19 protein-coding genes are annotated in these 21,383 nt (G+C 70.1%); 15 read left to right on the top strand and 4 right to left on the bottom strand.

All coding sequences use genetic code 11. The features are described from left to right. Nucleotides 1–99: 99 nt before the first annotated feature. Nucleotides 100–1,497 carry an MATE family efflux transporter gene (locus VXJ25_RS06935; RefSeq protein WP_330958481.1) on the bottom strand — a complete coding sequence of 466 codons (1,398 nt, stop codon included), beginning with the start codon at nt 1,495–1,497 and terminating at the stop codon, nt 100–102. Between the two features lie 462 nt (nt 1,498–1,959). On the opposite strand from VXJ25_RS06935, the gene VXJ25_RS06930 reads away from it, so the two are divergent. The 4 genes from VXJ25_RS06930 to VXJ25_RS06915 all read left to right on the top strand — a co-directional run bounded on the left by VXJ25_RS06930 (nt 1,960) and on the right by VXJ25_RS06915 (nt 6,120). Continuing rightward, nucleotides 1,960–2,763 (top strand): transporter substrate-binding domain-containing protein, encoded by an 804-nt coding sequence (locus VXJ25_RS06930; RefSeq protein ID WP_330958480.1) that lies wholly within the window; start codon nt 1,960–1,962, stop codon nt 2,761–2,763. 47 nt (nt 2,764–2,810) lie between these two features. Next, a complete protein-coding gene (locus tag VXJ25_RS06925) occupies nt 2,811–3,488 on the top strand; it encodes an amino acid ABC transporter permease (RefSeq protein WP_330958479.1) in 678 nt (225 codons plus the stop codon). Next, a complete protein-coding gene (locus VXJ25_RS06920) occupies nt 3,489–4,286 on the top strand; it encodes an amino acid ABC transporter ATP-binding protein (protein WP_330958478.1) in 798 nt (265 codons plus the stop codon). 148 nt (nt 4,287–4,434) lie between these two features. Beyond that, nucleotides 4,435–6,120, top strand: a complete 1,686-nt coding sequence (locus VXJ25_RS06915) for an alpha-amylase family glycosyl hydrolase (RefSeq protein WP_330958477.1) — start codon at nt 4,435–4,437, stop codon at nt 6,118–6,120. A gap of 170 nt (nt 6,121–6,290) precedes the next feature. On the opposite strand, the gene pyk is transcribed toward VXJ25_RS06915, so the two are convergent. Together pyk and VXJ25_RS06905 are read right to left on the bottom strand one after the other, a co-directional pair. Then, the gene (gene pyk / locus VXJ25_RS06910) at nt 6,291–7,730 is read right to left on the bottom strand and encodes a pyruvate kinase (protein WP_330958476.1); all 1,440 of its coding nucleotides are present in this window, start codon (nt 7,728–7,730) and stop codon (nt 6,291–6,293) included. Between the two features lie 249 nt (nt 7,731–7,979). Further along, complete coding sequence (locus VXJ25_RS06905; protein WP_330958475.1) at nt 7,980–8,984, bottom strand: 2-hydroxyacid dehydrogenase; 1,005 nt, start codon at nt 8,982–8,984, stop codon at nt 7,980–7,982. A 386-nt stretch (nt 8,985–9,370) separates the two neighbouring features. On the opposite strand from VXJ25_RS06905, the gene VXJ25_RS06900 reads away from it, so the two are divergent. Together VXJ25_RS06900 and rsgA are read left to right on the top strand one after the other, a co-directional pair. Beyond that, nucleotides 9,371–12,061: a cation-translocating P-type ATPase gene (locus VXJ25_RS06900; protein ID WP_330958474.1), complete on the top strand. Its 2,691-nt coding sequence runs from the start codon at nt 9,371–9,373 to the stop codon at nt 12,059–12,061. 5 nt (nt 12,062–12,066) lie between these two features. Beyond that, complete coding sequence (rsgA, locus tag VXJ25_RS06895) at nt 12,067–13,356, top strand: ribosome small subunit-dependent GTPase A (RefSeq protein ID WP_330958473.1); 1,290 nt, start codon at nt 12,067–12,069, stop codon at nt 13,354–13,356. Between the two features lie 59 nt (nt 13,357–13,415). Here rsgA and VXJ25_RS06890 read toward each other — a convergent pair whose 3' ends face one another. Next, a complete protein-coding gene (locus tag VXJ25_RS06890) occupies nt 13,416–14,285 on the bottom strand; it encodes a YdcF family protein (protein WP_330958472.1) in 870 nt (289 codons plus the stop codon). 377 nt (nt 14,286–14,662) lie between these two features. Between VXJ25_RS06890 and VXJ25_RS06885 the strand changes: the two genes are divergently transcribed. The 9 genes from VXJ25_RS06885 (at nt 14,663) to VXJ25_RS06845 (ending at nt 21,371) form a co-directional block, all read left to right on the top strand. After that, nucleotides 14,663–15,418: an SAF domain-containing protein gene (locus VXJ25_RS06885; protein WP_330958471.1), complete on the top strand. Its 756-nt coding sequence runs from the start codon at nt 14,663–14,665 to the stop codon at nt 15,416–15,418. An 85-nt stretch (nt 15,419–15,503) separates the two neighbouring features. Beyond that, nucleotides 15,504–16,910, top strand: a complete 1,407-nt coding sequence (locus tag VXJ25_RS06880; protein WP_330958470.1) for an AAA family ATPase — start codon at nt 15,504–15,506, stop codon at nt 16,908–16,910. Then, the gene (locus VXJ25_RS06875; protein ID WP_407941922.1) at nt 16,911–18,233 is read left to right on the top strand and encodes a CpaF family protein; all 1,323 of its coding nucleotides are present in this window, start codon (nt 16,911–16,913) and stop codon (nt 18,231–18,233) included. Then, nucleotides 18,212–19,144, top strand: coding sequence for a type II secretion system F family protein (locus VXJ25_RS06870; protein WP_330958469.1), 933 nt, complete (start codon nt 18,212–18,214; stop codon nt 19,142–19,144). Before VXJ25_RS06875 ends, VXJ25_RS06870 begins: the two co-directional genes overlap by 22 nt. Continuing rightward, a complete protein-coding gene (locus VXJ25_RS06865; RefSeq protein WP_330958468.1) occupies nt 19,144–19,797 on the top strand; it encodes a type II secretion system F family protein in 654 nt (217 codons plus the stop codon). The genes VXJ25_RS06870 and VXJ25_RS06865 overlap by 1 nt, the downstream gene beginning before the upstream one ends. A gap of 66 nt (nt 19,798–19,863) precedes the next feature. Further along, nucleotides 19,864–20,058, top strand: a complete 195-nt coding sequence (locus tag VXJ25_RS06860; RefSeq protein WP_330958467.1) for a Flp family type IVb pilin — start codon at nt 19,864–19,866, stop codon at nt 20,056–20,058. Nucleotides 20,059–20,068: 10 nt separating this feature from the next. Continuing rightward, complete coding sequence (locus VXJ25_RS06855; protein ID WP_330958466.1) at nt 20,069–20,611, top strand: hypothetical protein; 543 nt, start codon at nt 20,069–20,071, stop codon at nt 20,609–20,611. Nucleotides 20,612–20,692: 81 nt separating this feature from the next. Next, nucleotides 20,693–20,899: a hypothetical protein gene (locus VXJ25_RS06850; protein WP_330958465.1), complete on the top strand. Its 207-nt coding sequence runs from the start codon at nt 20,693–20,695 to the stop codon at nt 20,897–20,899. Nucleotides 20,900–20,936: 37 nt separating this feature from the next. After that, on the top strand, nt 20,937–21,371 hold the full coding sequence (locus VXJ25_RS06845) for a pilus assembly protein (RefSeq protein ID WP_330958464.1): 435 nt from the start codon (nt 20,937–20,939) through the stop codon (nt 21,369–21,371). The last annotated feature ends 12 nt before the right edge of the window (nt 21,372–21,383 follow it).

The following is a 21,383-nucleotide window of genomic DNA, read 5'->3' as shown; positions in this document are numbered from 1 at the left end:
GATGCGCCTGCCTTGCATGATGTGGGCCGGGGCCGCCGGCGTGGGGAGACCCGCGCCGGCGGCCCCACGTCTTTCTCGGCCGGCGCCGCCTGCCCGGGCCTAGCGCGTGGCCGCCGCGCCCTCGCCGAGGCCGCGACCCACCGCGAGGTAGAGCAGCACGAGCCCCGCCGCGTTGACGCCTAGGCTCACGGGGTAGACCGCGAGCAGGCAGGGGAAGGTGGGGTCGTGCGCGAACACGACCGCGACGTAGGCGAGGCGCAGGATCACGATGCTGAAGACGGTGAGGGCGGCCGGCAGGAGCGACATGCCGTACCCGCGCAGGTAGCCCGAGAAGTTCTCGTTGAAGGCGCAGAAGACCTGGGCGCCGATCACGAACTGCAGGCGGACGTAGCCCTCCCGCACGACGGCGGGGTCGGGGTCGAAGAAGGCGATCAGCTGGTGGCCGAAGCCGAGCACCAGCGCGATGACGACGCCGCCCGTGGCCAGGCACTCGAGCAGGCAGACCCCGAGCGCCCTGCGACAGCGGTCGGGCCTTCTCGCCCCGTGGTTCTGACCCACGAAGGTGGTGCAGGCCTGGCCGAAGGAGTTGTAGACGAAGTAGGTGAGCGACTCGATGCTCGCGCCGGCCGAGCTCGCCGCGATGACGGTCTGCCCCAGGCTGTTGATGGCGCCCTGGATCACCACGTTCGCGATGGAGAAGAACGCGCTCTGGACGCCGGCGGGAAGCCCCACCCTGAGGATCTCCTTGAGCGCCCAGCGGTCCACGCGCAGGTCGGATACGGTGACGCGGATGGCCTTGCCGGCGCGCAGGAGCCGGGCGAAGAGGATGGCGGCGGCCACGGCGGTCGCGGCCACGGTCGTCAGCGCGACGCCGGCCGGACCCCAGCCGAGCACGCGGGCCACGAGGAGGTCGAGCGCGATGTTCGCGCCGCTCGAGACCACGAGGGTCCGAAGCGGCGTGAGCGTGTCGCCCACGCTGCGGAAGACGGCCGCCTCGAAGTCGTAGAGGAAGACGACGGGCAGGCCCGCCACGTAGACCCTGAGGTAGGCGAGGGCCATGCCGAAGATGTCGTCGGGTACGCCGAGCAGCGTGAGGGTCGGCGCCGAGAGGAGCTCCGCAAGGACGGCGAGGATGACGCCGCCGGCGAGGGCGAAGACGAGGGACGTGTGGACGGCGCGGTGCGCGCGGTCCGGCTCCTCGGCGCCGATGGCGGTGGCGATGGTCACGTTGGCCCCGAGGGAGATGCCCTGGAAGAGCGAGACGAGCAGCGAGACGACCGAGGCGTTGCAGCCGACGGCGGCCATGGCCTCGGCGCTCACGAACCGGCCCGTGACAGCGACGTCCGCCACGTTGTAGAGCTGCTGCAGCATGGCCGTCACGGCGACGGGGACGGCGAAGAGCAGGACCTTGTCCGCAAGGGAGCCCCGCGTCATGTCGATCTGGCGCGAGGCCGAGGCCCCGTGCCGTCCCCCTCCCGCCGCCGCGCCCTCTGCCATGCCGTTAAGCCTCCAACGCGGGCGCGTCGCCTAACGGTCGCGTGCGCCCCCTCTGCCCGTCGTCCTTGTCCGCCTTTCAGACCTCCCATGGTAGCGCGTCCCTCAGGGGCACGCCGGCGCGGGGGAGCGTCCCGCCTGGCGCCCGCCGGGCGGGACGCGAGGCGCGCCCTTGTGGAGGAGCTGTGGACGTATGCATGGACATGCATATAAAGAGACGGCACCTGTGGCCGCCCTCTGCCTTCTCGTACGCCGGACCTTTCCTTTGTGCAGGTGAAGGCCGATACAAGTCACATTTCTTAATGAAATGTAAACGGTTAATCACAGGTACGAAACGTTGGGCGGCAATCATGGAATGTACCATCTATCGGGCGGGGTGGGCGCTTGCCTCGGGCCGCCTCCCGGCGCGCGGCACCAGCCCTCCGACCATGGAAACCTCGCATGAGACCGCAAGGGGGAAACAACATGAGCAACTCCATCACCCGGCGCAACTTCCTCGGACTCGTCGGCGGTGCCACGGCGGTGGCCAGCCTCGGCCTCGTCGGCTGCGGCGGCACCAGTGCCTCGGGCGGCTCCGGCAACGGCGGCTTCTCGAAGGCCTCCTACGTCGTCGCCACCGACACCACGTTCGCCCCGTTCGAGTTCACGGACGACTCCGGCAAGTTCGTCGGCATCGACGTCGACATCCTCGCCGCCTGCGCGGAGAAGGAGGGCTTCAAGTACGACCTGCAGTCCCTCGGCTTCGACGCCGCGGTCGCCGCGCTCGAGAGCGGCCAGGCTGACGCCGTCATCGCGGGCATGTCGATCACCGACGAGCGCAAGAAGAAGTACGACTTCTCGGACGCCTACTACGACTCCTACGTCTGCATGGCGGTCAAGGACGGCAGCTCCGTCGCCGGCTATGACGACCTCGGCGGCAAGACCGTGGCGGCCAAGACCGGCACGCAGGGCGCCTCCTGCGCGGAGGACCTCTCCTCCAAGTACGGCTTCACGCTGACCTACTTCGACGACTCCTCGATCATGTACCAGGACGTCCTCACCGGGAACTCCGTCGCCTGCTTCGAGGACTACCCCGTCATGTCCTACGGCATCCAGCAGGGCAACGGGCTCAAGATCGTGACCGAGGAGAAGGAGAACTACTCCACGCCGTATGGCTTCGCGGTCATGAAGGGCCAGAACCAGGACCTCCTCGAGGCGTTCGACAAGGGCCTCAAGGAGCTCAAGAGCTCCGGGGACTACGAGAAGATCGTGAACAAGTACCTCGCCTAGGGGCGAGGCGCGGGCCGCTCGCGGCCTGACTCTGGAGGGAGGGACGTTTGAACCCCGAAAGCCTGATTCAGACCCTGCAGGGGGTGGGGCCGATGCTCGCCAGCGGCCTCGGCACCACCCTGTACGTGACCGTCCTGTCGCTCGTGATAGCGATGGTCCTGGGCATCCTCGTCTGCCTCATGCACCTCTCGCACCTGAAGGTCCTGAGGGGCATCGCCAAGTTCTACATCTGGATCATCCGCGGCACGCCGATGCTCGTCCAGGCGTTCTACGTCTACTTCGCCCTCCCGCAGCTCTTCCAGCTCCTCGGCGCGACCGAGTTCCGCGTGAGCGTTCTCACCGCCTCGATCCTCACCCTGACGCTCAACGCGGGCGCCTACATCTCCGAGATATTCCGCGGGTCCATCGAGGCCGTGCCCAAGGGCCAGATGGAGGCCTCCCGCAGCCTCGGCGTGAGCTACGCCACCTCGATGCGCAAGATCATCCTGCCCCAGGCGGTGCGCATCTGCCTGCCCTCCCTCGTGAACCAGTGCATCATCACGCTCAAGGACTCGACGATCCTCTACGCCATCGGCCTCGGCGAGATCATGTACCAGGCGAGGATCTACGTCGGCAGGACCATGGAGTCGTTCGCGACCTACACTTGGGTCGCCGTCGTCTTCCTCCTGATCACCAGCGTCCTCATGCTCGTCTCGAGGACCGTCGAGAAAAGGATGCGTGCCTAGATGGACGACAAGACCACGAAGGGCGCCACCACGCCGGCGGGCGCGCCTGCGACGGGCGACAAGGCGGGCCAGCCCAAGATCCGCATCACGGGCCTGCGCAAGAGCTTCGGCGACAACGAGGTGCTGAGCGGCATCGACCTGGACGTCCAGCCGGGCGAGGTCGTCTGCGTGATCGGCCCCTCCGGCTCCGGCAAGTCGACCATGCTGCGCTGCATCAACCGCCTCGAGGAGCCCACCTCCGGCGACATCGTCATCGACGGCGAGAGCATCTGCGCCCCGGGCGCGGACGTCGACCGCATCCGTCGCCACCTCGGCATGGTGTTCCAGCAGTTCAACCTCTTCCCGCACTACAGCGTGCGCGAGAACCTCACCTACGCCCCCGTGCAGCTCAAGCTCATGGGCCAGGCGGAGGCGGACAAGGTCGCCATGGACCTGCTCGCCCGCGTGGGCATGGCCGACAAGGCCGACGCCATGCCGCGCTCCCTCTCCGGCGGCCAGCAGCAGCGCGTGGCCATCGCGCGCGCCCTCGCCATGCAGCCCGACATCATGCTGTTCGACGAGCCGACGAGCGCCCTGGACCCCGAGATGGTCCATGAGGTCCTCGACGTCATGCGCGAGCTCGCAGACGACGGCATGACCATGGTGATCGTGACCCACGAGATGGGCTTCGCGCACGACGTGGCCGACCGCGTCATCTTCATCGACGGCGGCGTGATCGTCGAGCAGGGCGACCCCGAGCAGGTCATGCACCACCCCCGAAACGAGCGCACCAAGAGCTTCCTGAGCAAGGTGCTCTAGCCTAGGACGCCGTCAGGCCCCGCCCTAGCTACGGCCTGTCCTGGCGGCGCCACAGGCCCTCGTCGCGCGCCGATGGAATTCTTCTTGCATCTGACATATCCTGTGGTAAAAAGTGAACGTCGGATATCTCAGACGTAAGGAGAAGCTCATGGCGAAGGAGAACACCATCGGCTCCATGCAGCGGATCGGCGGGAGCCTCAAGGCCTGGCGCGCCATCTCGGGCATGACGGCGGACGAGCTCGCGGGCGACGTGGGCGTCTCGCGCGACACCATCTCCCGCGTCGAGCGCGGAGACGCCTCGGTGAGCGTGGGCACGGTGCTCGACGTCTGCGACGAGTTCGGCCTGCTGCACCGCCTCGAGGAGGCGGTCGACCCCAGCAGGAGCGAGGTGGGCAAGATCGGTCTCTCCCGCGGGGTCCCCAAGCGGGTGCGCAAGCCGCGCGCTCCGCAGGAGCAGCCCTGGCTCACGGCCGACAACTGGTACGACGGCTGCTTCATGTACCAGATCTACCCGCTCGGCCTCACCGGCGCGCCCTGGAGGAACGACGGGTCCGACGAGGGCGCCACCAACCACGACGAGCACCGCCTGCTCAAGCTCGCAGACGACGGCTGGGTGGAGCACGTGCGCCGGCTCGGCGCCAACTGCGTGATGCTGAACCCCGTCTTCGAGAGCGACGCGCACGGCTACGACACGCGCGACTACACCAAGGTGGACGCGCGCCTGGGCACCAACGAAGACCTGCGCGCCGTGGTCGGCGCCTTCCACGAGGCGGGCGTCCGCGTGATCCTCGACGCGGTCTTCAACCACGTGGGCAGGGGCTTCTGGGCCTTCCAGGACGTCCTCGAGAAGCGCCAGCAGAGCCGCTACGCCGGCTGGTTCAATATAGATTGGGGCGCCGACGACGAGTACGGCGACGGCTTCGGCTACGAGACCTGGGCGGGCGTACCCTACCTCGTGAAGCTCAACCACCAAAACCTCGAGCTCAACGCCTACCTCGCCGACGTGGTGCGCGGCTGGGAGGCGGACTTCGACGTGGACGGCCTGCGCCTCGACGTGGCCTACTGCCTCGACCTCGGCTTCCTCGGCTATCTGCGCAGCGTCGCCAACGAGCTGACGGACAAGCGCAAGGAGAAGTTCGTCCTCGTCGGGGAGACCATGTTCGGCGACTACAACCGCTGGATGAACGACAACGCCTGCGACTCCGTCTACAACTACGAGGCCTACAAGGGCCTGTGGAGCTCGATGAACTCCGCCAACATGCACGAGATCGCCTACGCCCTGGAGCGCCAGAGCGGCGACAAGCCCTGGGACCTCTACACGGGCAGGCACCTGCTCGACTTCGTGGACAACCACGACGTGCCGAGGATCGCGACGCAGCTCTCCGACAAGCGCCAGCTGCGCCCGCTCTACGGCCTGCTCTTCGGCATGTGCGGCGTCCCGTGCGTCTACTACGGCAGCGAGTGGGGCATCGAGGGTGAGCAGCGCTTCGGCGACCACGAGCTCAGGCCCGCCCTCGACGCCCCCGAGTGGAACGACCTCACGGAATGGATCTCAGCCCTTGCCGACGCGCGCCTGGCGAGCGAGGGCGCCGAGGCCCTCTGCGAGGGAGACTACCACGAGCTGCTCTGCCAGCCCCAGCAGCTGGTGTTCCAGCGCGCCGCGGGGGGCCGTCGCGTCATCGTCGCGGTGAACGCGGCCCCCGAGCCCGTCATCCTGCACTTCGACGCCGGTTGCGGCAGGGCCGTCGACCTCATCGACGGCTCGGACCACGACTTCGGCGCGGGCTCGGAGCTGGGTGCGTTCTCGTGCGCCTACTGGCTCTGCGAGCGCTAGCGGGGCCCTCGCCGGTCTCGCGGCGAGAAGGACCGGTCCTCGAGAGGGGAGGGGCGCCCGGGCAGAGCCCGAGCGCCCCTCCTGTTTCGTGCGCGCGACGCGCGCGTCCTTATCGGCCCCGCGTGCCCGGCTGGAGGCTCGTCTCCTGCCGGGGCTGCCAGCCTCGGTCCCTACTGGACCTGGGCGATCATCGCCATGTTGGTGGACGTGGTGTAGTCCCCCTGCGACGGCGAGGTGTGCGGGTCGCCGGCGGTGATGACCACGAGGTCGCCCGCGTCGACGACGCCGTTCTCCTTGGCGACCATCAGCGCGTTGTAGCAGGTGTCGGAGAGGTTGCCCTGCTCGGACGTCTTGAGGCCCTCGACGCCCCAGTAGAAGCAGGTGCGACGCAGCGCGACCTCGCTGGGGGACATGGCGTAGACGGGCAGGCTCGGGCGGAAGGTGGCGATCAGGCGCGCGGTGCGGCCGGAGTGGGTGGGTGCGAGGATGCACTTGGCGCCCACGCGGTTGGCCATGGTGACGGCGGCGAAGCCCACGGAGCCGTTGACGTTCTTGATGCCGCCGCGGTCGTGGTACTGGTGGCGCTCCTTGAGGTAGCGCTCGGTCTCGGTCGCGATGGCGGCCATCGTGCGGACGGCCTCCACGGGGTACTTGCCGGCGGCGGACTCGCCGGAGAGCATCACGCAGTCGGTACCGTCGTAGATGGCGTTGGCGACGTCGTTGACCTCGGCGCGCGTCGGGCGCGGGTTGCGGATCATCGAGTCGAGCATCTGCGTGGCGGTGATGACCGGCTTGTAGGAGTCGTTGCACTTGTGGATGATGGTCTTCTGGACGTGCGGGACCTGCTCGGCCGGGATCTCCACGCCGAGGTCGCCGCGGGCGACCATGATGCCGTCGGAGTGCTCGAGGATCTCGTCGAAGTTCCTGACGCCCATGGCGCTCTCGATCTTGGGGAAGATGAGGACGTTGCTCTCGCCCATCTCGCGGCAGATGTGGCGGATCTCGTCGACGGCGGCGCCGTTGCGGATGAAGGACGCGGCGATCGCGTCGATGCCCAGCTCGCAGCCGAACATGATGTCGGCGCGGTCCTGCTCGGTGACGGAGGGCAGGCCGACCTCGACGTTGGGGACGTTGACGCCCTTCCTCTCGCCGAGCTCGCCGCCGTTGGTGCAGGTGCAGTGGATGTCGTTGCCCTCGACGTGGTCGACCTCGAAGCCGAGGAGGCCGTCGTCGATGAGGATGATGGAGCCCTTGGTCACCTCGTTGGGGAGGTTCTTGTAGTCGAGCGAGAAGCGCTCGGAGGTGCCCTCGACCTCGTCGGTGGTGATCACGACGTCCTGGCCGGTGGCGAGGGTGACCTTCTCGTGGTCCTTGAGTAGGCCGGTGCGGATCTCGGGGCCCTTGGTGTCGAGCATGATGGCCACGTACGTGCCGAGCTCCTTGGAGATGCGGCGGACGCGGTCGATGTTGTTGCGGTGGTAGTCGTGGGAGCCGTGGCTGAAGTTGAAGCGGGCGACGTTCATGCCGGACTCGATGAGCTTGCGCAGAACGTCGTCGTCCTCCGTGGCCGGGCCCATGGTGCAGACGATCTTGGTCCTCTTGTTGACCATACTTGGGTTCCTCCTATCAAGGAGCTGCCCGACGGACGTCCGTCGGGCAGCTTATCGGTGCAGAGACGCTTATGGGTTCGTCCCGTGTATGCCCGAACTGATGATACCGTATAACAGAAAATACGGACGTCTACAAAATAATTATTGACATTATCCCAATCTTATGACATCAATCATCTGACTTTTGGCGACGGCCCAGGGTTCGGGCTTGGGGCGCGCGCCGGGCACGCCCCAAGCCCGGCGCGCTTCCTAGCAGACCTGCGAGCGGGGGATGAACTCCTCGCCCCTGGCGAAGTGCTGCGCGTTGTCGAGCGTGACGCGCGCGATCTCGCTCAGGGCCTCCCTGGTGAAGAAGGCCTGGTGGCTCGTCATCACGACGTTGGGGAAGGAGCACAGGCGCGCGGTGATGGAGTCGATGACCTCGCCCGCGCGGTTCTGGTAGACGTTGGCGTTCTCCTCCTCGTAGACGTCCAGGCCGGCGGCGCCGATCTTGCCGGAGAGGACGCCGCGGATGAGGGCCTGGGTGTCGACGAGGCCGCCGCGGCCGGTGTTCACGAAGATGACGCCGTCCTTCATCTTGGCGATGGACTCGTCGTTGATCATGTGGTAGCTCTCCTCGTTGAGGAAGGCGTGGAGGCTGATGAAGTCCGCGCGGGCGTAGAGCTCGTCGTAGGTGACGTACTCGTCGACCACGTGCTCCTCGTCCACGAGCTTCTGGTTGGGGTAGAGGTCGGAGCCGAGGACGGTCATGCCGAAGCCCTTGCAGATGCGGCAGAGGGCGGCGCCGATGCGGCCGGTGCCGATGATGCCCGCGGTCTTGCCGTGAAGGGTCTCGCCGACCAGGCCGTCGAGCGCGAAGTTGTTCTCGCGCACGCGGATGTAGCCCTTGTGGATGCGGCGGTTGGCGCACAGGCCGAGCGCCATGGCGTGCTCGGCGATCGCCTCGGGGGAGTAGGCCGGGACGCGGGTGACCTTCAGCCCGAGCTCCTTGGCCATGTCGACGTCGACGGCGTCGAAGCCGGCGCAGCGCATGAGGACGAGCTTGACGCCGAAGCCGGCGAGGATCTCGAGCGTCATGGCGTGGACGTCAGCGTTCACGAAGGCGCAGACGGCGTCGTAGCCACGGGCGAGGGCGGCGGTCATGGGAGTCAGGTTCGTCTCGATGAAGTCGACCGAGATCCCCGGGTAGTCCGGGAGCTCTCTCGAGAAGGAGTCCTTGTCGTAGCTGGCGGTGCCGTAGAAGAGAATCTTCATGTTCGTCCTTCCCCGTGCATTCGTGTAGCCCTCGCCACACCTACTGACCAGATACCTGTAGTTTAGCGCCCCCGGGCGCCCGTGAACCGCACCGGAATATATGTGGGGGTTGACCCCTGATGGGTGCTCAACTTGAGAGGCGCCTCGCCCGGGCCCACGTCCCCCGGCGATCCGGACGGGGGCGCGCGGCTGACTTGGAGATGCCGTCGAGAGGGTGGCGCGGGCGGCGGCGCGGGTGGCCCCCTGTATAATGGTTGGTTCGTAAGGCGTCTGGTATGGCAGCCTTGGTGAGCCCTTGCCCCTCCTGGGGAATTATGATCGGGCATCAATCTACCGGGCGCGGAGCTTGGCGGAGGACCCCGCCTGAATCCCCGGGAGGAAACACCTTGAAAGAGTACCTGTCAGCAGCCGAGGACGTGCTGAGGGAGGAGGGCTCCGACGCCGAACGCGGCATCACGCCCGAGGAGGCGGCGTCGCGGCTCGAGAAGCTAGGGCCCAACAAGCTCGCGGAAGCCAAGAAGACCCCCCTCGTCGTCCGCTTCTTCCAGCAGATGCTCGACCCGATGGTCATCATGCTGATCGTCGCGGCCATCATCTCGGCGGCCATCGGCGCCGCCAGCGGCTCGGGCGACTACGCGGACGTCGTCATCATCCTGTTCGTCGTCATCCTCAACTCGATCATGGGCGTCGTGCAGGAGAACAAGGCGGACGCGGCCCTCGCCGCCCTCCAGGAGATGTCCGCCGCGCAGTCCAAGGTCATCCGCGGCGGCCAGCACCTGACCGTCCACTCCTCCGAGCTCGTCCCCGGCGACGTCGTGGTCCTCGAGGCCGGCGACGCCGTTCCGGCGGACTGCCGCATCCTCGAGAGCGCCTCGATGAAGATCGAGGAGGCCTCGCTCACGGGCGAGTCCGTCCCGGTCACCAAGGTGGCAGAGGCCCTCGACCTCGCGGGCAGCGAGGGCGACGTGCCGCTTGGCGACCGCAAGAACATGTGCTACATGGGCTCCACCGTGGTCTTCGGCCGCGGCCGCGCCGTGGTCGTCGCCACGGGCATGCAGACCGAGATGGGCAAGATCGCCGGAGCCCTCGCCCAGGCCAAGGACGAGGAGACCCCGCTCCAGAAGAAGCTCGACGAGCTCTCCAAGACGCTCTCCATCCTCGTCGTCGCCATCAGCGTCGTCGTCTTCCTCACCGGCTTCCTCAAGTACGGCGCCGGCTTCATCTCCAACATCAACCTCGTGCTCAACACCTTCATGATCGCCGTCTCGCTCGCCGTGGCGGCCATCCCCGAGGGCCTCGTCGCCGTCGTCACGATCGTGCTCTCCATGGGCGTCACCAAGATGTCCCAGAAGAACGCCATCGTCCGCAAGCTCGCCGCCGTCGAGACCCTGGGCTGCACCCAGGTCATCTGCTCGGACAAGACGGGCACCCTCACGCAGAACAAGATGACGGTCGTCCGCCACGAGACCGAGGACCTCGAGGCTCACGTCAGGACCATGGCGCTGTGCAACGACGCCAAGTGGGACGAGGTCGAGGGCGTGGCGAAGGGCGAGCCGACCGAGGCCGCCCTCGTCGCGGACGCGGCGAAGATGGGCTACACCACCTCCGACCTCGCCGAGGCCTACCCGCGCGTGGGCGAGGCGCCCTTCGACTCCGGCCGCAAGATGATGTCGGTCGTGGTGAGGAACCGCTCCGGCGAGTACGTCCAGCACACCAAGGGCGGCCCGGACGTGGTGCTCGCGCGCTGCACCACGATGCTGCGCGAGGACGGCTCCGTCGTTCCCATGACCGACGAGCTGCGCCAGCAGGTCATGGACGCAAACAAGGCCATGGCCGACGACGCCCTGCGCGTCATGGCCTCCGCCCGCCGCGAGTGGGGCACCACCAAGCCCGGCTCCTTTGAGGCGTCCGAGCTCGAGCACGACCTCACCTTCGTCGGCCTGTCCGGCATGATCGACCCGGTCCGCCCGGAGGTCAAGGACGCCATCGCGGAGGCGCACTCCGCCGGCATCCGCGTCGTGATGATCACCGGCGACCACATCGACACCGCCGTCGCCATCGCCAAGGACCTCGACATCATCTCCGACCGCTCCCAGGCCATGCGCGGCTCCGACCTCGACAAGCTCTCCGACGAGGAGTTCGAGCGCAGGATCGAGGAGGTCGGCGTCTACGCCCGCGTCCAGCCCGAGCATAAGAGCCGCATCGTCGACATGTGGCGCAAGAAGGGCATGGTCACGGCCATGACCGGCGACGGCGTCAACGACGCGCCCTCCATCAAGAAGGCCGACATCGGCATCGGCATGGGCATCACCGGCACCGACGTCACCAAGAACGTCGCCGACATGATCCTCGCCGACGACAACTTCGCCACCATCATCAACGCGGTGGAGGAGGGCCGCAGGATCTACGACAACATCCGCAAGTGCATCGCCTTCCTGCTCTCCTCCAACCTCGCCGAGGTCATCTCCGTCTTCGTTGCCTCCCTCGTCGGCTTCACCATCCTGGAGCCCACCCACCTGCTCTGGATCAACCTCATCACCGACTCGCTCCCCGCCCTCGCCATGGCGACCGAGAAGAAGGAGCCGGGCATCATGAGGCGCAAGCCGCGCAGCTCGCAGGACGGCATCTTCGCCGGCGGCATGGGGCTCGACTGCCTGGTCCAGGGCGTCCTGATCTCCATCCTCACGCTCGCGAGCTTCTGGATCGGCTTCAAGGCCCAGTTCCCGACCGACGGCCTCCCCGAGCTCCTCGCCAGCCCCGAGATGGGCCTCGAGGGCATGACCATGGCGTTCCTCACGCTCTCCATGGTCGAGATGTTCCACTCCTTCAACATGAGGAGCCGTCGCCAGTCGCTGCTCAGCCTCCACAGCCAGAACGTGTGGCTCTGGGGTTCCTTCGCGGTGTCGCTCCTGCTCACCTTCCTCGTGATCGAGGTCCCCGTGCTCGCCGACGCCTTCGGCTTCGCCGAGCTCGACCTCTTCCACTACGGCGTCGCCATGCTGCTGGCCTTCTCCATCATCCCGATGATGGAGGTCTACAAGGCCATCATGCGCGCGGTCGAGAAGGGCAGGGAGTAGCAGAGATGGCCAGGCGCTCCAAGCACCCGCAGGGCCACGCCGCCGGCAAGCCGGGGCGTGCGCCGCGCGGGGCGGCCGCGGCCGGCGCCGGGCGCGCCGGGCGCGGCGGGCGCGGACAAGGACGTGCGCACGACAAGGGAGCCGGTGGGGCCGCAGAGGCCCTGCCGGCCCTTTCCTCGCTCTCCGACGTCCCGCCCTTCGACAAGCTCTCGATGGGCGGGGCCCAGCGCGAGGCCTTCGCGCTCGACGTGGCCGAGCTCGCGGCGGAGGGCATCGACGTGCGGGAGGTCGAGCCCGCCTGCGTGGTGAGGCTCGACCGCTCCTTCCCCGCGGTGGTCGCGGCCTCCGGCATCGTGCGGGCGGAGTTCTCCTTCCGCTTCGGCGTGGTGCGCGAGCCCTCCGCCGCCGTAGGCGACTGGGTGTGCCTGCGCAGGCCCCACGACCACGACATGGCCGTCATCGAGTTCGTCCTGCCGCGCGAGAGCGACATCGCGCGCTGGCGGGGAGGGTCGCGCGGCAAGCGCCAGACCCTCGCCGCGAACGTGGACGTCGTGCTCGTGGCCCAGGCTCTCGGCCGACGCGAGCTCGACCTGGACCGCATCGTGCGGTCGGCCGTGATCGCGGAGGACTGCCACGCGCGGGCCGCCGTCGTGCTGACGAAGGCCGACCGGGCCGGCGTCGAGCTGCTCGAGCGGGACCTCAGGCTGGTCCGTCGCACCCTCGGCGAGGACTGCCCGCTCGCCGTGACGGCGGCCGGCGCGCGGACGGGCGGGGGCGCCTCCGCGGAGGACCTGCGCGCGCTCGCTGAGGCCTGCCGCGGGCAGGGCGTCAGCTGGGGGGTCGAGGGCGTGCTCGGGCTCGTTCCCCGCGGCACCGTCGCCATCGTGCTGGGGGAGTCCGGCGCGGGCAAGTCCACGCTGCTCAACGCTCTTCTCGGCCACGACGCGCTCGAGGTGGGGAGGGTCCGCGAGCGAGACGACGCCGGCCGGCACACGACGGTGGCGCGGCGCATGGTGGACCTGCCCGGTGCGGGCGTCATCGTGGACGAGCCGGGCCTCAGGAGCCTGCCCCTGGTGGGGCACGAGCGCGGGTTGGCGCGGGTCTTCCCGGACGTCGCCGAGGCGGCGTCGGCGTGCCGCTTCCGGGACTGCACGCATACGATCGAGCCCGGCTGCGAGGTCCGCGCGCGCGTGCGCACGGGCGAGATACCCCGCGAGCGCGCGGACGCCTATGTAGCCCTCGCGCAGGAGATGCGCCGCAGCGCGGGCTCGCTCGACCCCGACATCACGCTCTAGCCCCGGGCGACGGCGTGCCGGCCGCTGCGCGCGGAGGGGACCCGCTCTGCCCCCGTCCGCTACCTGCGCGAAGACGCGAGGCGGCGGGCGAGGGCCCTCCTCTGCATGGACTGCACCAGCAGGACCTCCCTGAGCCAGTCCTGCACCAGGCGCAGAGGCGGCGTGGGGGCTGCCTCGGGGTAGGCCACGACGCCCAGGCCGCGCGCGATGCTGGCTGCGCGGAACTCGTGGTAGTCGCTCGTGACGACGTGGAGCGTCGCCGTGGGGAAGCTCTGGCGCATGATCCGGCAGACGTTCTCGAGGTTCTCCTGCGTGGTGGTCGAGGCGTCCTCCAGCACGAGGGACTCCGCGGGCACGCCGCGCTCCAGCAGGTAGTCGGCCATGAGCTGGGCCTCGGATACGTCTGAGGCCCAGGTGCGGCCCCCGGAGAGGACGAAGCGCGCCCCGGGGTCGGCGCGATGGACCCTGAGCGCCCGCTCGAGCCTCCAGACGAGCTCGTCTGTGGGGTTGGCGGTCGGCGAGGAGTGCCCGAGCACCGCGTAGACGCGGTTTCGCCCGGAGTCCTTCGGCAGGTACGCCGCGACGGCGAAGGCGGCGACGTAGCACGCGAAGACCAGCGCGCAGAGAAGTCCCATGGCGAGGAGCGCCGAGAGCGCCGCGCGCAGGAGCCCCCGGGCGCCCGCGGCAGCGGAGCCGAGGACCGGCAGCAGCGAGAGCGCCGCGGTGGGAATCACGCCGAACGTGGGTCCGTACGCATGGACGTGGGCCACGTTGAGGGCGACGAGCGCCGCGCTCGCGCCGATCGCCAGCGGCGAGGGGGCGCCCTGGACGACGGAGGCCCCCGCGAGCGCGGCCGCAAGCGCGACCGAGGCCACGAGTGCCGCCCGCGAGAGGCGGGCGTACTTCCCTTCGAGGGCGTTGAGCCTCACGATGCCTCCTTCTCCGCCTTCTCCCTTGGTGCGCGACCGACGCGCTGAGACAGTGTACCCGTGCCTTGCCCGCACGGCGCGCCCGCTTGGCGGACAAGGACGTCGGGTCGACGCGGTGCCGCCGGCGGGCGGGTCCCGTCTCCACACCCCCTACATATCCGGTCTGCCGGAAGAATCAACGATGCAACCTAGGCCCATGGGGGACGACGGCGCGTGCGAGGTGGCCCTCGGCGCGTGCGCCGGCCTGGCAGGTCCGTGCGAGGTTCGTGCAGGACGGGGCGGGTCCTTTCCCGGGACCTGGCGTCCGCGGCGCCCTGCCGGGGCCAGAATCTCCTCACCGTCACGCGGGGCCTCGCCCCTCGACGCTTGGAGGGGCCATGTCGCTGCGCTTCAGGATCGTCTTCTCGTCGGCGTGCGCCGCGCTCGTCGTCCTCGTCTTCCTCGTCTTCGCGGACCACGTGAGGGGCGACGCCGAGCGCGTCAGGCAGGAGGCCCTGCAGCGCTACGGCGGAGAGGTCGTGAGCCTCGTCGTCGCGCGCGACGCCCTCGAGGCGGGCGACGTCGTGACCAAGGCGAACACAGCTACCCGCGACTGGCTCGTCGACCTCGTACCCGAGGGGGCGGTCGTGTCGATGGACGAGGTGGTCGGGCGCGAGCTCACGGTGCCGGCGGCGGCCGGGATGCCGCTCACCAGCCTGAACTTCAGGGAGGAGGGCGACGCGATCGAGGTCCCCTCGGGGCACGTCGCGGTCTCCGTTCCCGTCACGGACAAGCTCGGGCTCTCGCCGAGCGTCCGCATGGGCTCCCACGTCGCCGTCTTCCGCGCCGAGGAGGGGGCCATGGAGCTCGTCTCCGCCGACGCGGTGGTGCTCTCCACGGCGGGCTCCGGTACGGGCTCCCTCTCGAGGGGCTCCATCAGCCTCTCGGTCTTGCCGGGGGAGGTCGCGTCCGTCCTCGTCGCCGCGACCGCGGGGACCCTGAGGGTCGTTGTCCCCGCGGACGACGTCGTGGGGCTGGGAGAGGGCGGCGTCGCCGCGCCGAGCGAGGTCGCTGCGGGAGGCCCCGGGGCGTCGGGCGAGGTGCCGGCGACGGGTGGGGTGTCGGCGACGTCCGAAGTGCCGGCGACGGAGTAGAGCCCTGGTGGGGTTGGCGCCCGCCTGGGCGGAGGGTGGATTCGGTCGTGGCTCCCCGCATCGGGGGCCGGAGACGGGGGCGGACATGAGGAACCTATGGCTTGGGTACGCGCCGGAGGGGGACAGGGAGGAGATGGAGGCCGCGTGCCGGAAGCTCTGCCCCACCGCCGAGCTCGACTTCGTCCGCTCCGCCGGGGAGCTGCGCGCACGGGCGATGAGGGAGGGGCCGCAGGGGGTCGTCGTCGGCCCCGGGGTGCCGGGGGTCTCGGACATCAACCTCGCCGCCGCCGTCGCGAGGGACGGGTCGGCACGGGCTGTCTACCTCGTGACGAGGTCGCCCACCGGATCGCTCCTGTCCCGCGCGAACATCGCAGGGATAGACGAGGTCGTCGAGCTCTCGCGGCTCCCCGCGGGTACCCGCGTCCCGCCGTCGGACCCACGCGCTCGGGAGGCCGCCGGGTCGGGAGGGGCGCGGGTGCCCGGAGGGAGCCTGGGGCGCGGCTCCCTGCCTGGCCTCGAGCTCGACGAGCCCGAGCTCGAGGCCGACCTCGTACCCACGACGCTGGTGTCCGAGCAGCCTTCGCGAGCGCTCGGCCTGCCCCAGTTGGCGGGGTCGTCGAAGGAGCGTGCCCGCCATGCGCCTCCCCCGGCCCCCGTCGCGACCGCAGCCCGCGCGCCGGTCCTGACGTTCGTCTCGGGGCGCGGGGGCGTCGGCAAGACGACCCTGGTCGCGACCAGCGCCTGCGTCGCTGCCTCCTGGGGCCTCAGGGTCGCGCTGTGCGACATGGACCTCGCGTTCGGGAGCCTCTACTCCTGCTTCGGGATGCCGGGCCCCGCAGACCTCACGCCCCTGGGCGAGATGCTCGAGATGGAGACGGACCTGGTGGAGCGGCTCGGCGCGGAGGCGACTGAGGGGGTCCGCCTCTGGGGAGGGTGCGGGCGCCCGGAGATGGCCGAGGTCGTGATGCCCCACGTCGCGGGCGTACTCGACGTCCTCGCCCACGCCAACGACCTGGTGCTGGTGGATACCAGCGCCACCTTCACCGACGCGGTCGCCCAGGCGGCGCAGTGCTCGGACCGGCTCTTGATCACGGTCGACGAGGGGCCCGGCTCGGCGGTCGCCCAGGCGCGGCTCGCCTCCCTCGCGGTGCGCCTGGGGGTGGCGAGGACCAGGATCGTCCGGGTCGTCAACCGCGCGGACCCGCGGAGGCGGGACGTCCCGGTCATCGACCGGGGGAAGATCGGGCTCGAGACGGCGCGCTCCTTCCGCATCGTCGACGGGGGCGAGGAGGTCGGCGAGTTCATGGGGGCAGGCGAGGCGAGGCGGCTCTCGGAGGGGCGCAGCGAGTACGTGGCGTGCGTGTCCGACTGCATCGCCCAGATCCTCGGCGAGCTCGGGCGCCTGCCGGAGGGCGCCTCGCCCAAGGCGGCTCGGCTCTCCGGCGGGAAGAGGCGCCGGTGGGTTTTCGGCAGGAGGAGGGAGGCGGTCTAGGTGTCGGTGCTTGAGCGCGTGAGGGAGCAGGAGCGGATGGGGGAGGGCTTGCCCGGGACGTCCGGGGAGGCTGGCGAGCTGCGCGGCCGCCTCAAGGGGGACCTGGTGGACCGCCTGGGGCTCTCGGCGATATCGTCGATGGTCTCCGGGGGAGACCCCGCGAGGGCCCGTGCGGAGCTCGAGGTGGCCTGCCAGGCGATCCTCAACACGAGGGGGTACGAGGGCCTTGGTGACGAGGAGCGCGCGGAGGTCGTGCGGCAGGTCATCGACGAGGTCGTGGGCCTCGGGCCCCTCCAGCCGCTCCTCGACGACGACACCGTCACCGAGGTGATGGTCAACGGCTGCGAGCACCTCTTCTACGAGCGTGCGGGCGAGATCCACGCGGCGGAGCGCGTCTTCGAGTCGGCCGACCAGATCCTCATGGTCATCGACCGCATCCTCGCCCCGCTCGGGAGGCGCCTCGACAGGAGCTCGCCCATAGTGAACGCCCGCCTCGCCAACGGCGACAGGGTGAACGCCGTTGCCCAGCCGATAGCCATCGACGGCCCCGTCGTGACCATCCGGAAGTTCTCCAACAGGATCAGCACGCTCGACCAGCTCGTGGAGAGGGGTTCGCTCCCCTCCTGGTACGCGCAGCTCCTCAGGTGGGCGGTGCTCCTCAGGAGCGACATCGCCGTGGCCGGGGGCACGGGGTCGGGGAAGACGACGCTGCTCAACGCCCTCTCCTGCGAGATCGGGACCGCGGAGCGGATCGTGACCATAGAGGACTCCGCGGAGCTCCGCTTCGACACCCATCCGGACGTGGTGCGCCTCGAGGCGCGGGACGCCTCCATCGAGGGGTCGGGAGAGGTGACCATCCGCGACCTCGTGAAGAACGCCCTGCGCATGAGACCCGACCGGATCGTGGTCGGGGAGTGCAGGGGCGGGGAGGCGATCGATGTCCTCCAGGCCATGTCGACCGGACACGACGGCTCCCTGACGACGCTGCACGCCGGTACCGCGGAGGAGGCGGTCCTGAGGATCGTCCTGATGAGCCGCTTCGGCATGGACCTTCCCACCGACATCATCGAGGAGCAGGTCGCGAGCGCCCTGGACCTCATCGTGATGTCCTGCCGCATGGCGGACGGCGCGCGCTTCATCACCTCGATGTCGGCGGTGTCGAGGGCCGAGGACGGAGGGGTGCGGCTGGACGAGTGCGTGGCGTTCGACCGCTCTCGGCGCACGTGGCACCTGGTGTCGGAGCCACCCTGCGTGGCGCGCGCGGTCGCGGACGGGACGCTCGACCGGGAGGAGGTGGAGGCATGGAGGCGGTCTGCGTCGTGACCTGCGCCGCCCTGGCGTGGGGGATGGCCTTCGCGCTCTTGGGGCAGGAGACGAGGCACGTCGAGGGGGCGGGCGCGAGGCTCGCGGAGTCCCTCTGGCGACGGGCGGTGGTCCCGCTCTCCGAGGGCGCGCTCGCGCGCCGCCTGCTGGACGCCGACATGTGGAGGCGCTCGTGCGCGGTGGTCGTGCGCAGGGCAAGGGAGAGGGGCGTCGTCGCCGACGAGGCCGAGGCCTCCGCCTGCGCCCTGCTCTCCTGCCCCCTCGTGCTCGTCGTCGGCGCCGCGGCCTCCCGGTCGCCCGTCGGCGGTGCGAGCCTGCTCGCAGCCGCGCTGGCGGGCTTCCTCTCCCTGGGGGGCGTCGACGAGCGCAGGAGGCGCAGGGCGCTCGGCGAGGAGATGCCGGGGGTCTTCCGCACCCTCGCGGTCGCCCTGGCCTCGGGCCAGACGCTCTCCCAGGCCATCGAGTACGTCGGGTCGCACGGCCACGGCCCGGCCGCGGAGGGGTTCGCGCGGACTTCGCTCAGGATGCGCTGCGGGACGTCGGCGGAGGAGGCCCTCGCTCTCATGGCCGGAGAGCTCGACGCCCCCGGCGTGGGACTGCTGGTCTGCGCCCTGACCATCTCCCAGAGGACCGGGAGCCCCCTGCGCGGGCTCTTCCAGCGATCCGCGCAGCTCGTCGAGAGGCAGCAGGAGTTCGAGAGGACGCTTTCGGTGAGGACCGCGCAGGTGCGCCTCTCGGTGAGGGTCGTGTGCCTCCTGCCCCTGCTCATGGTGGGGCTGCTCTCCCTCATCTCCGTGGACTTCCAGCGCGGCCTCGCGACGACGGCCGGGACGCTCTGCGTGGTCGTCGCGCTCGGCCTCGACGCGGTGGCCCTGCTCATCATCAGGAGGCTCATGAGGGGGGTGCTGTGATGGACGCTCTGGGGGCGGTGCTTGCCGGGACGGCGGGGGCGGCCGTCTTCGCGGACGCGTTCGTCCTCCAGGGGGTCGGGCGGGCGCGGGCGCCGGACGCGGCGCCCGTGGCCCCTCCTCGCGCCGCCCTTCTCCTCGAGCGGCTCGCCCTCGCCCTGCCCGCGATGGATCGGGCGAGGGCGCGGGAGGAGGCCCGCGTGAGGCGCCTCAAGGTGATGCGCCAGATGCCGGGGCTCCTCGACATCCTGACGCTGGGGCTGTCGGCGGGCCTCTCGTTCGACGCCTCGCTCGAGCTCTACTGCTCGAGGTTCGACACGGAGCTCGCCGGCGTGTTCCGCGAGGTGCTCCTCACCTGGCGGATCGGGGTCATGGGCAGGGAGGAGGCGCTGGAGGGCGTGGCGGAGAGGCTCGACGTCGCCGCGGTCAGGAGGTTCGCCGCGGCCGTCTCGGAGGCGCTCGCCTTCGGCAGCCCCCTCGCGCGGGTCCTCGAGCAGCAGGCGGAAGTGCTGAGGGACGAGCAGAGGTCAGAGGTGGAGGAGGAGATCGAGAAGGTCCCGGTGAAGATGCTCATCCCGCTGGGGACGCTCATCGTCCCCGCGATGCTCCTGGCGATCCTCGGTCCCCTGGTCGCGCCTGCGCTCGGCACGGCGTAGCCGGCGCGGACGCCTGGGCGCCCGAGGGCGTCATGCAACTATCGGCTCTTAGAACGGAGGTCGGAGATGGCGGCGGAGAGGCTCAGGTCTGGTCTGGAGCGCGTCAGGAGGGGGCTGGCGGACGAGTGCGGCCAGGGAACGACCGAGTACGCGATCCTCGTCGGCGTGCTCGTGGTGATCGCAATCGTGGCGATCATCGCCTTCAGGGACAGGGTCTCGTCCCTGTGGCAGGCGATCGCCGACGGGATCAACTCGCTGTGAGGCGCTTCTGATGAGGACGGGAGGCGGGCGCGTCGGGAGGTGGAGGGGTCCTGCCTGGGCGTTGGCGGTCGTCGGCTGCGTCGTCCTCCTCGCCCTGGTGGGCGTCCTGCGCGCGTCCGGCGGCGGGGGAGGCGCGCCGGGCGTCGTCGGTGCCGGGACGTCGGGAGGCGGGCGGCCCGACGCCTCGGGGAAGGGCGAGGGCGGGGGTTCCGGCGACGTCGCAAGGGAGCGGGGGGCGTCCCCGCAGCCGTCCCCCGGCGACTTCCCCGAGGGGGAAGACGGGCTCGCACGCGTGTCTGAGCGCACCTCCGACCTCGGCCTCGAGGAGGAGTCCTCCGGGATCGTGCGCGCGTACCGAGACCAGGGGGACTGCCTGCTCCGGCAGGCCGGCTACCTCGACCTGCTCGGCGACGTCTGGTCGTGCACCGTCGAGGGGCCGGGCTGGGTGGACGTGGTGCTGGTGCGCCGGGCCGAGGGGGACAGGGGCTCGCGCGTCAGGGTCGTGAGGCTGGCGCTCGAGGAGTGGGAGGGGGCCTATGGGAGCGTGGAGTGAGGGGCTTCGAGCATCGCGGCGCCCGTACGGCGCAGGTCCCGCGACGCGTGTCGGGGAGGCGGCTCCGAGGGGGTGGTCGGCATGTCTGGCGCGAAGGGTGACGGTGGGCAGTCCACCGTCGAGTACCTCGTCGTGCTCGTGGCGTTCGTGTCCATGCTCGCCGCGCTGGGGGCGGTGTGGCACGCGGCGCGCGACGGGGCGCTCGTGGAGGGTGCCGTCCGGGCCGCCTCGCACGGGCTCGGGGAGGGGGTTACGATCGGGTTCATGCAGGACTTCGTCGCGTACTGAGGGGACCTCGCCCTTCGCCTCTGCCGGGCAGTCGACGGTGGAGGCGGCGGCGCTCCTCCCGACGCTCCTCCTTCTCCTGGGGCTTCTGGTGCAGCCCGTGTGCCTGCTCTACACGAAGGCGGTGATGGCCCAGGCGGCCTCCGAGCTCACGAGGGTGAGGGCGACGGGCCAGTCGGACGAGGCGTGCCGGCAGTACGCGCTCAGGCGGCTCGAGGCCGTCCCAGAGGTTCCGCTCTTCCACGTCGGCGGCCCGGAGGACTGGGAGGTCGTGGTGTCCGCGACGGACGGCGGGGCGTGCGTGGAGGCGAGCGTATCGGGGCACGCGCGGCCCCTGCCGCTGACGGGTGCCGTCGTGCGCGCCCTTGGCGAGGGGGATCCCGAGGGCGTGGTCTTGAGGGTAGGGACGAGGGCGCGGGTCCGGCCGGATTGGGTGGTGGGCGACTATGGTAGCTGGATGTCGATGTGGGAGTAGGCGCGCTCGCCT

The sequence above is a fragment of the Olsenella absiana genome, from assembly GCF_036408855.1.
Lineage (GTDB): Bacteria > Actinomycetota > Coriobacteriia > Coriobacteriales > Atopobiaceae > Olsenella_K > Olsenella_K absiana.
Note: the sequence above shows the minus strand (reverse complement) of the source record. Positions and strands in the feature narration are given on the sequence as shown.

What these genes read in the sequence shown, in the direction of transcription:
- VXJ25_RS06935 (WP_330958481.1), bottom strand. Translation starts at nt 1,497, where the DNA reads ATGGCAGAGGGCGCGGCGGCGGGAGGGGGACGGCACGGGGCCTCGGCC.
- VXJ25_RS06855 (WP_330958466.1), top strand. Translation starts at nt 20,069, where the DNA reads ATGAGGACGGGAGGCGGGCGCGTCGGGAGGTGGAGGGGTCCTGCCTGG.
- VXJ25_RS06850 (WP_330958465.1), top strand. Translation starts at nt 20,693, where the DNA reads ATGTCTGGCGCGAAGGGTGACGGTGGGCAGTCCACCGTCGAGTACCTC.
- VXJ25_RS06865 (WP_330958468.1), top strand. Translation starts at nt 19,144, where the DNA reads ATGGACGCTCTGGGGGCGGTGCTTGCCGGGACGGCGGGGGCGGCCGTC.
- VXJ25_RS06885 (WP_330958471.1), top strand. Translation starts at nt 14,663, where the DNA reads ATGTCGCTGCGCTTCAGGATCGTCTTCTCGTCGGCGTGCGCCGCGCTC.
- VXJ25_RS06860 (WP_330958467.1), top strand. Translation starts at nt 19,864, where the DNA reads ATGGCGGCGGAGAGGCTCAGGTCTGGTCTGGAGCGCGTCAGGAGGGGG.
- VXJ25_RS06905 (WP_330958475.1), bottom strand. Translation starts at nt 8,984, where the DNA reads ATGAAGATTCTCTTCTACGGCACCGCCAGCTACGACAAGGACTCCTTC.
- VXJ25_RS06930 (WP_330958480.1), top strand. Translation starts at nt 1,960, where the DNA reads ATGAGCAACTCCATCACCCGGCGCAACTTCCTCGGACTCGTCGGCGGT.
- VXJ25_RS06915 (WP_330958477.1), top strand. Translation starts at nt 4,435, where the DNA reads ATGGCGAAGGAGAACACCATCGGCTCCATGCAGCGGATCGGCGGGAGC.
- rsgA (WP_330958473.1), top strand. Translation starts at nt 12,067, where the DNA reads ATGGCCAGGCGCTCCAAGCACCCGCAGGGCCACGCCGCCGGCAAGCCG.
- VXJ25_RS06920 (WP_330958478.1), top strand. Translation starts at nt 3,489, where the DNA reads ATGGACGACAAGACCACGAAGGGCGCCACCACGCCGGCGGGCGCGCCT.
- VXJ25_RS06870 (WP_330958469.1), top strand. Translation starts at nt 18,212, where the DNA reads ATGGAGGCGGTCTGCGTCGTGACCTGCGCCGCCCTGGCGTGGGGGATG.
- pyk (WP_330958476.1), bottom strand. Translation starts at nt 7,730, where the DNA reads ATGGTCAACAAGAGGACCAAGATCGTCTGCACCATGGGCCCGGCCACG.
- VXJ25_RS06880 (WP_330958470.1), top strand. Translation starts at nt 15,504, where the DNA reads ATGAGGAACCTATGGCTTGGGTACGCGCCGGAGGGGGACAGGGAGGAG.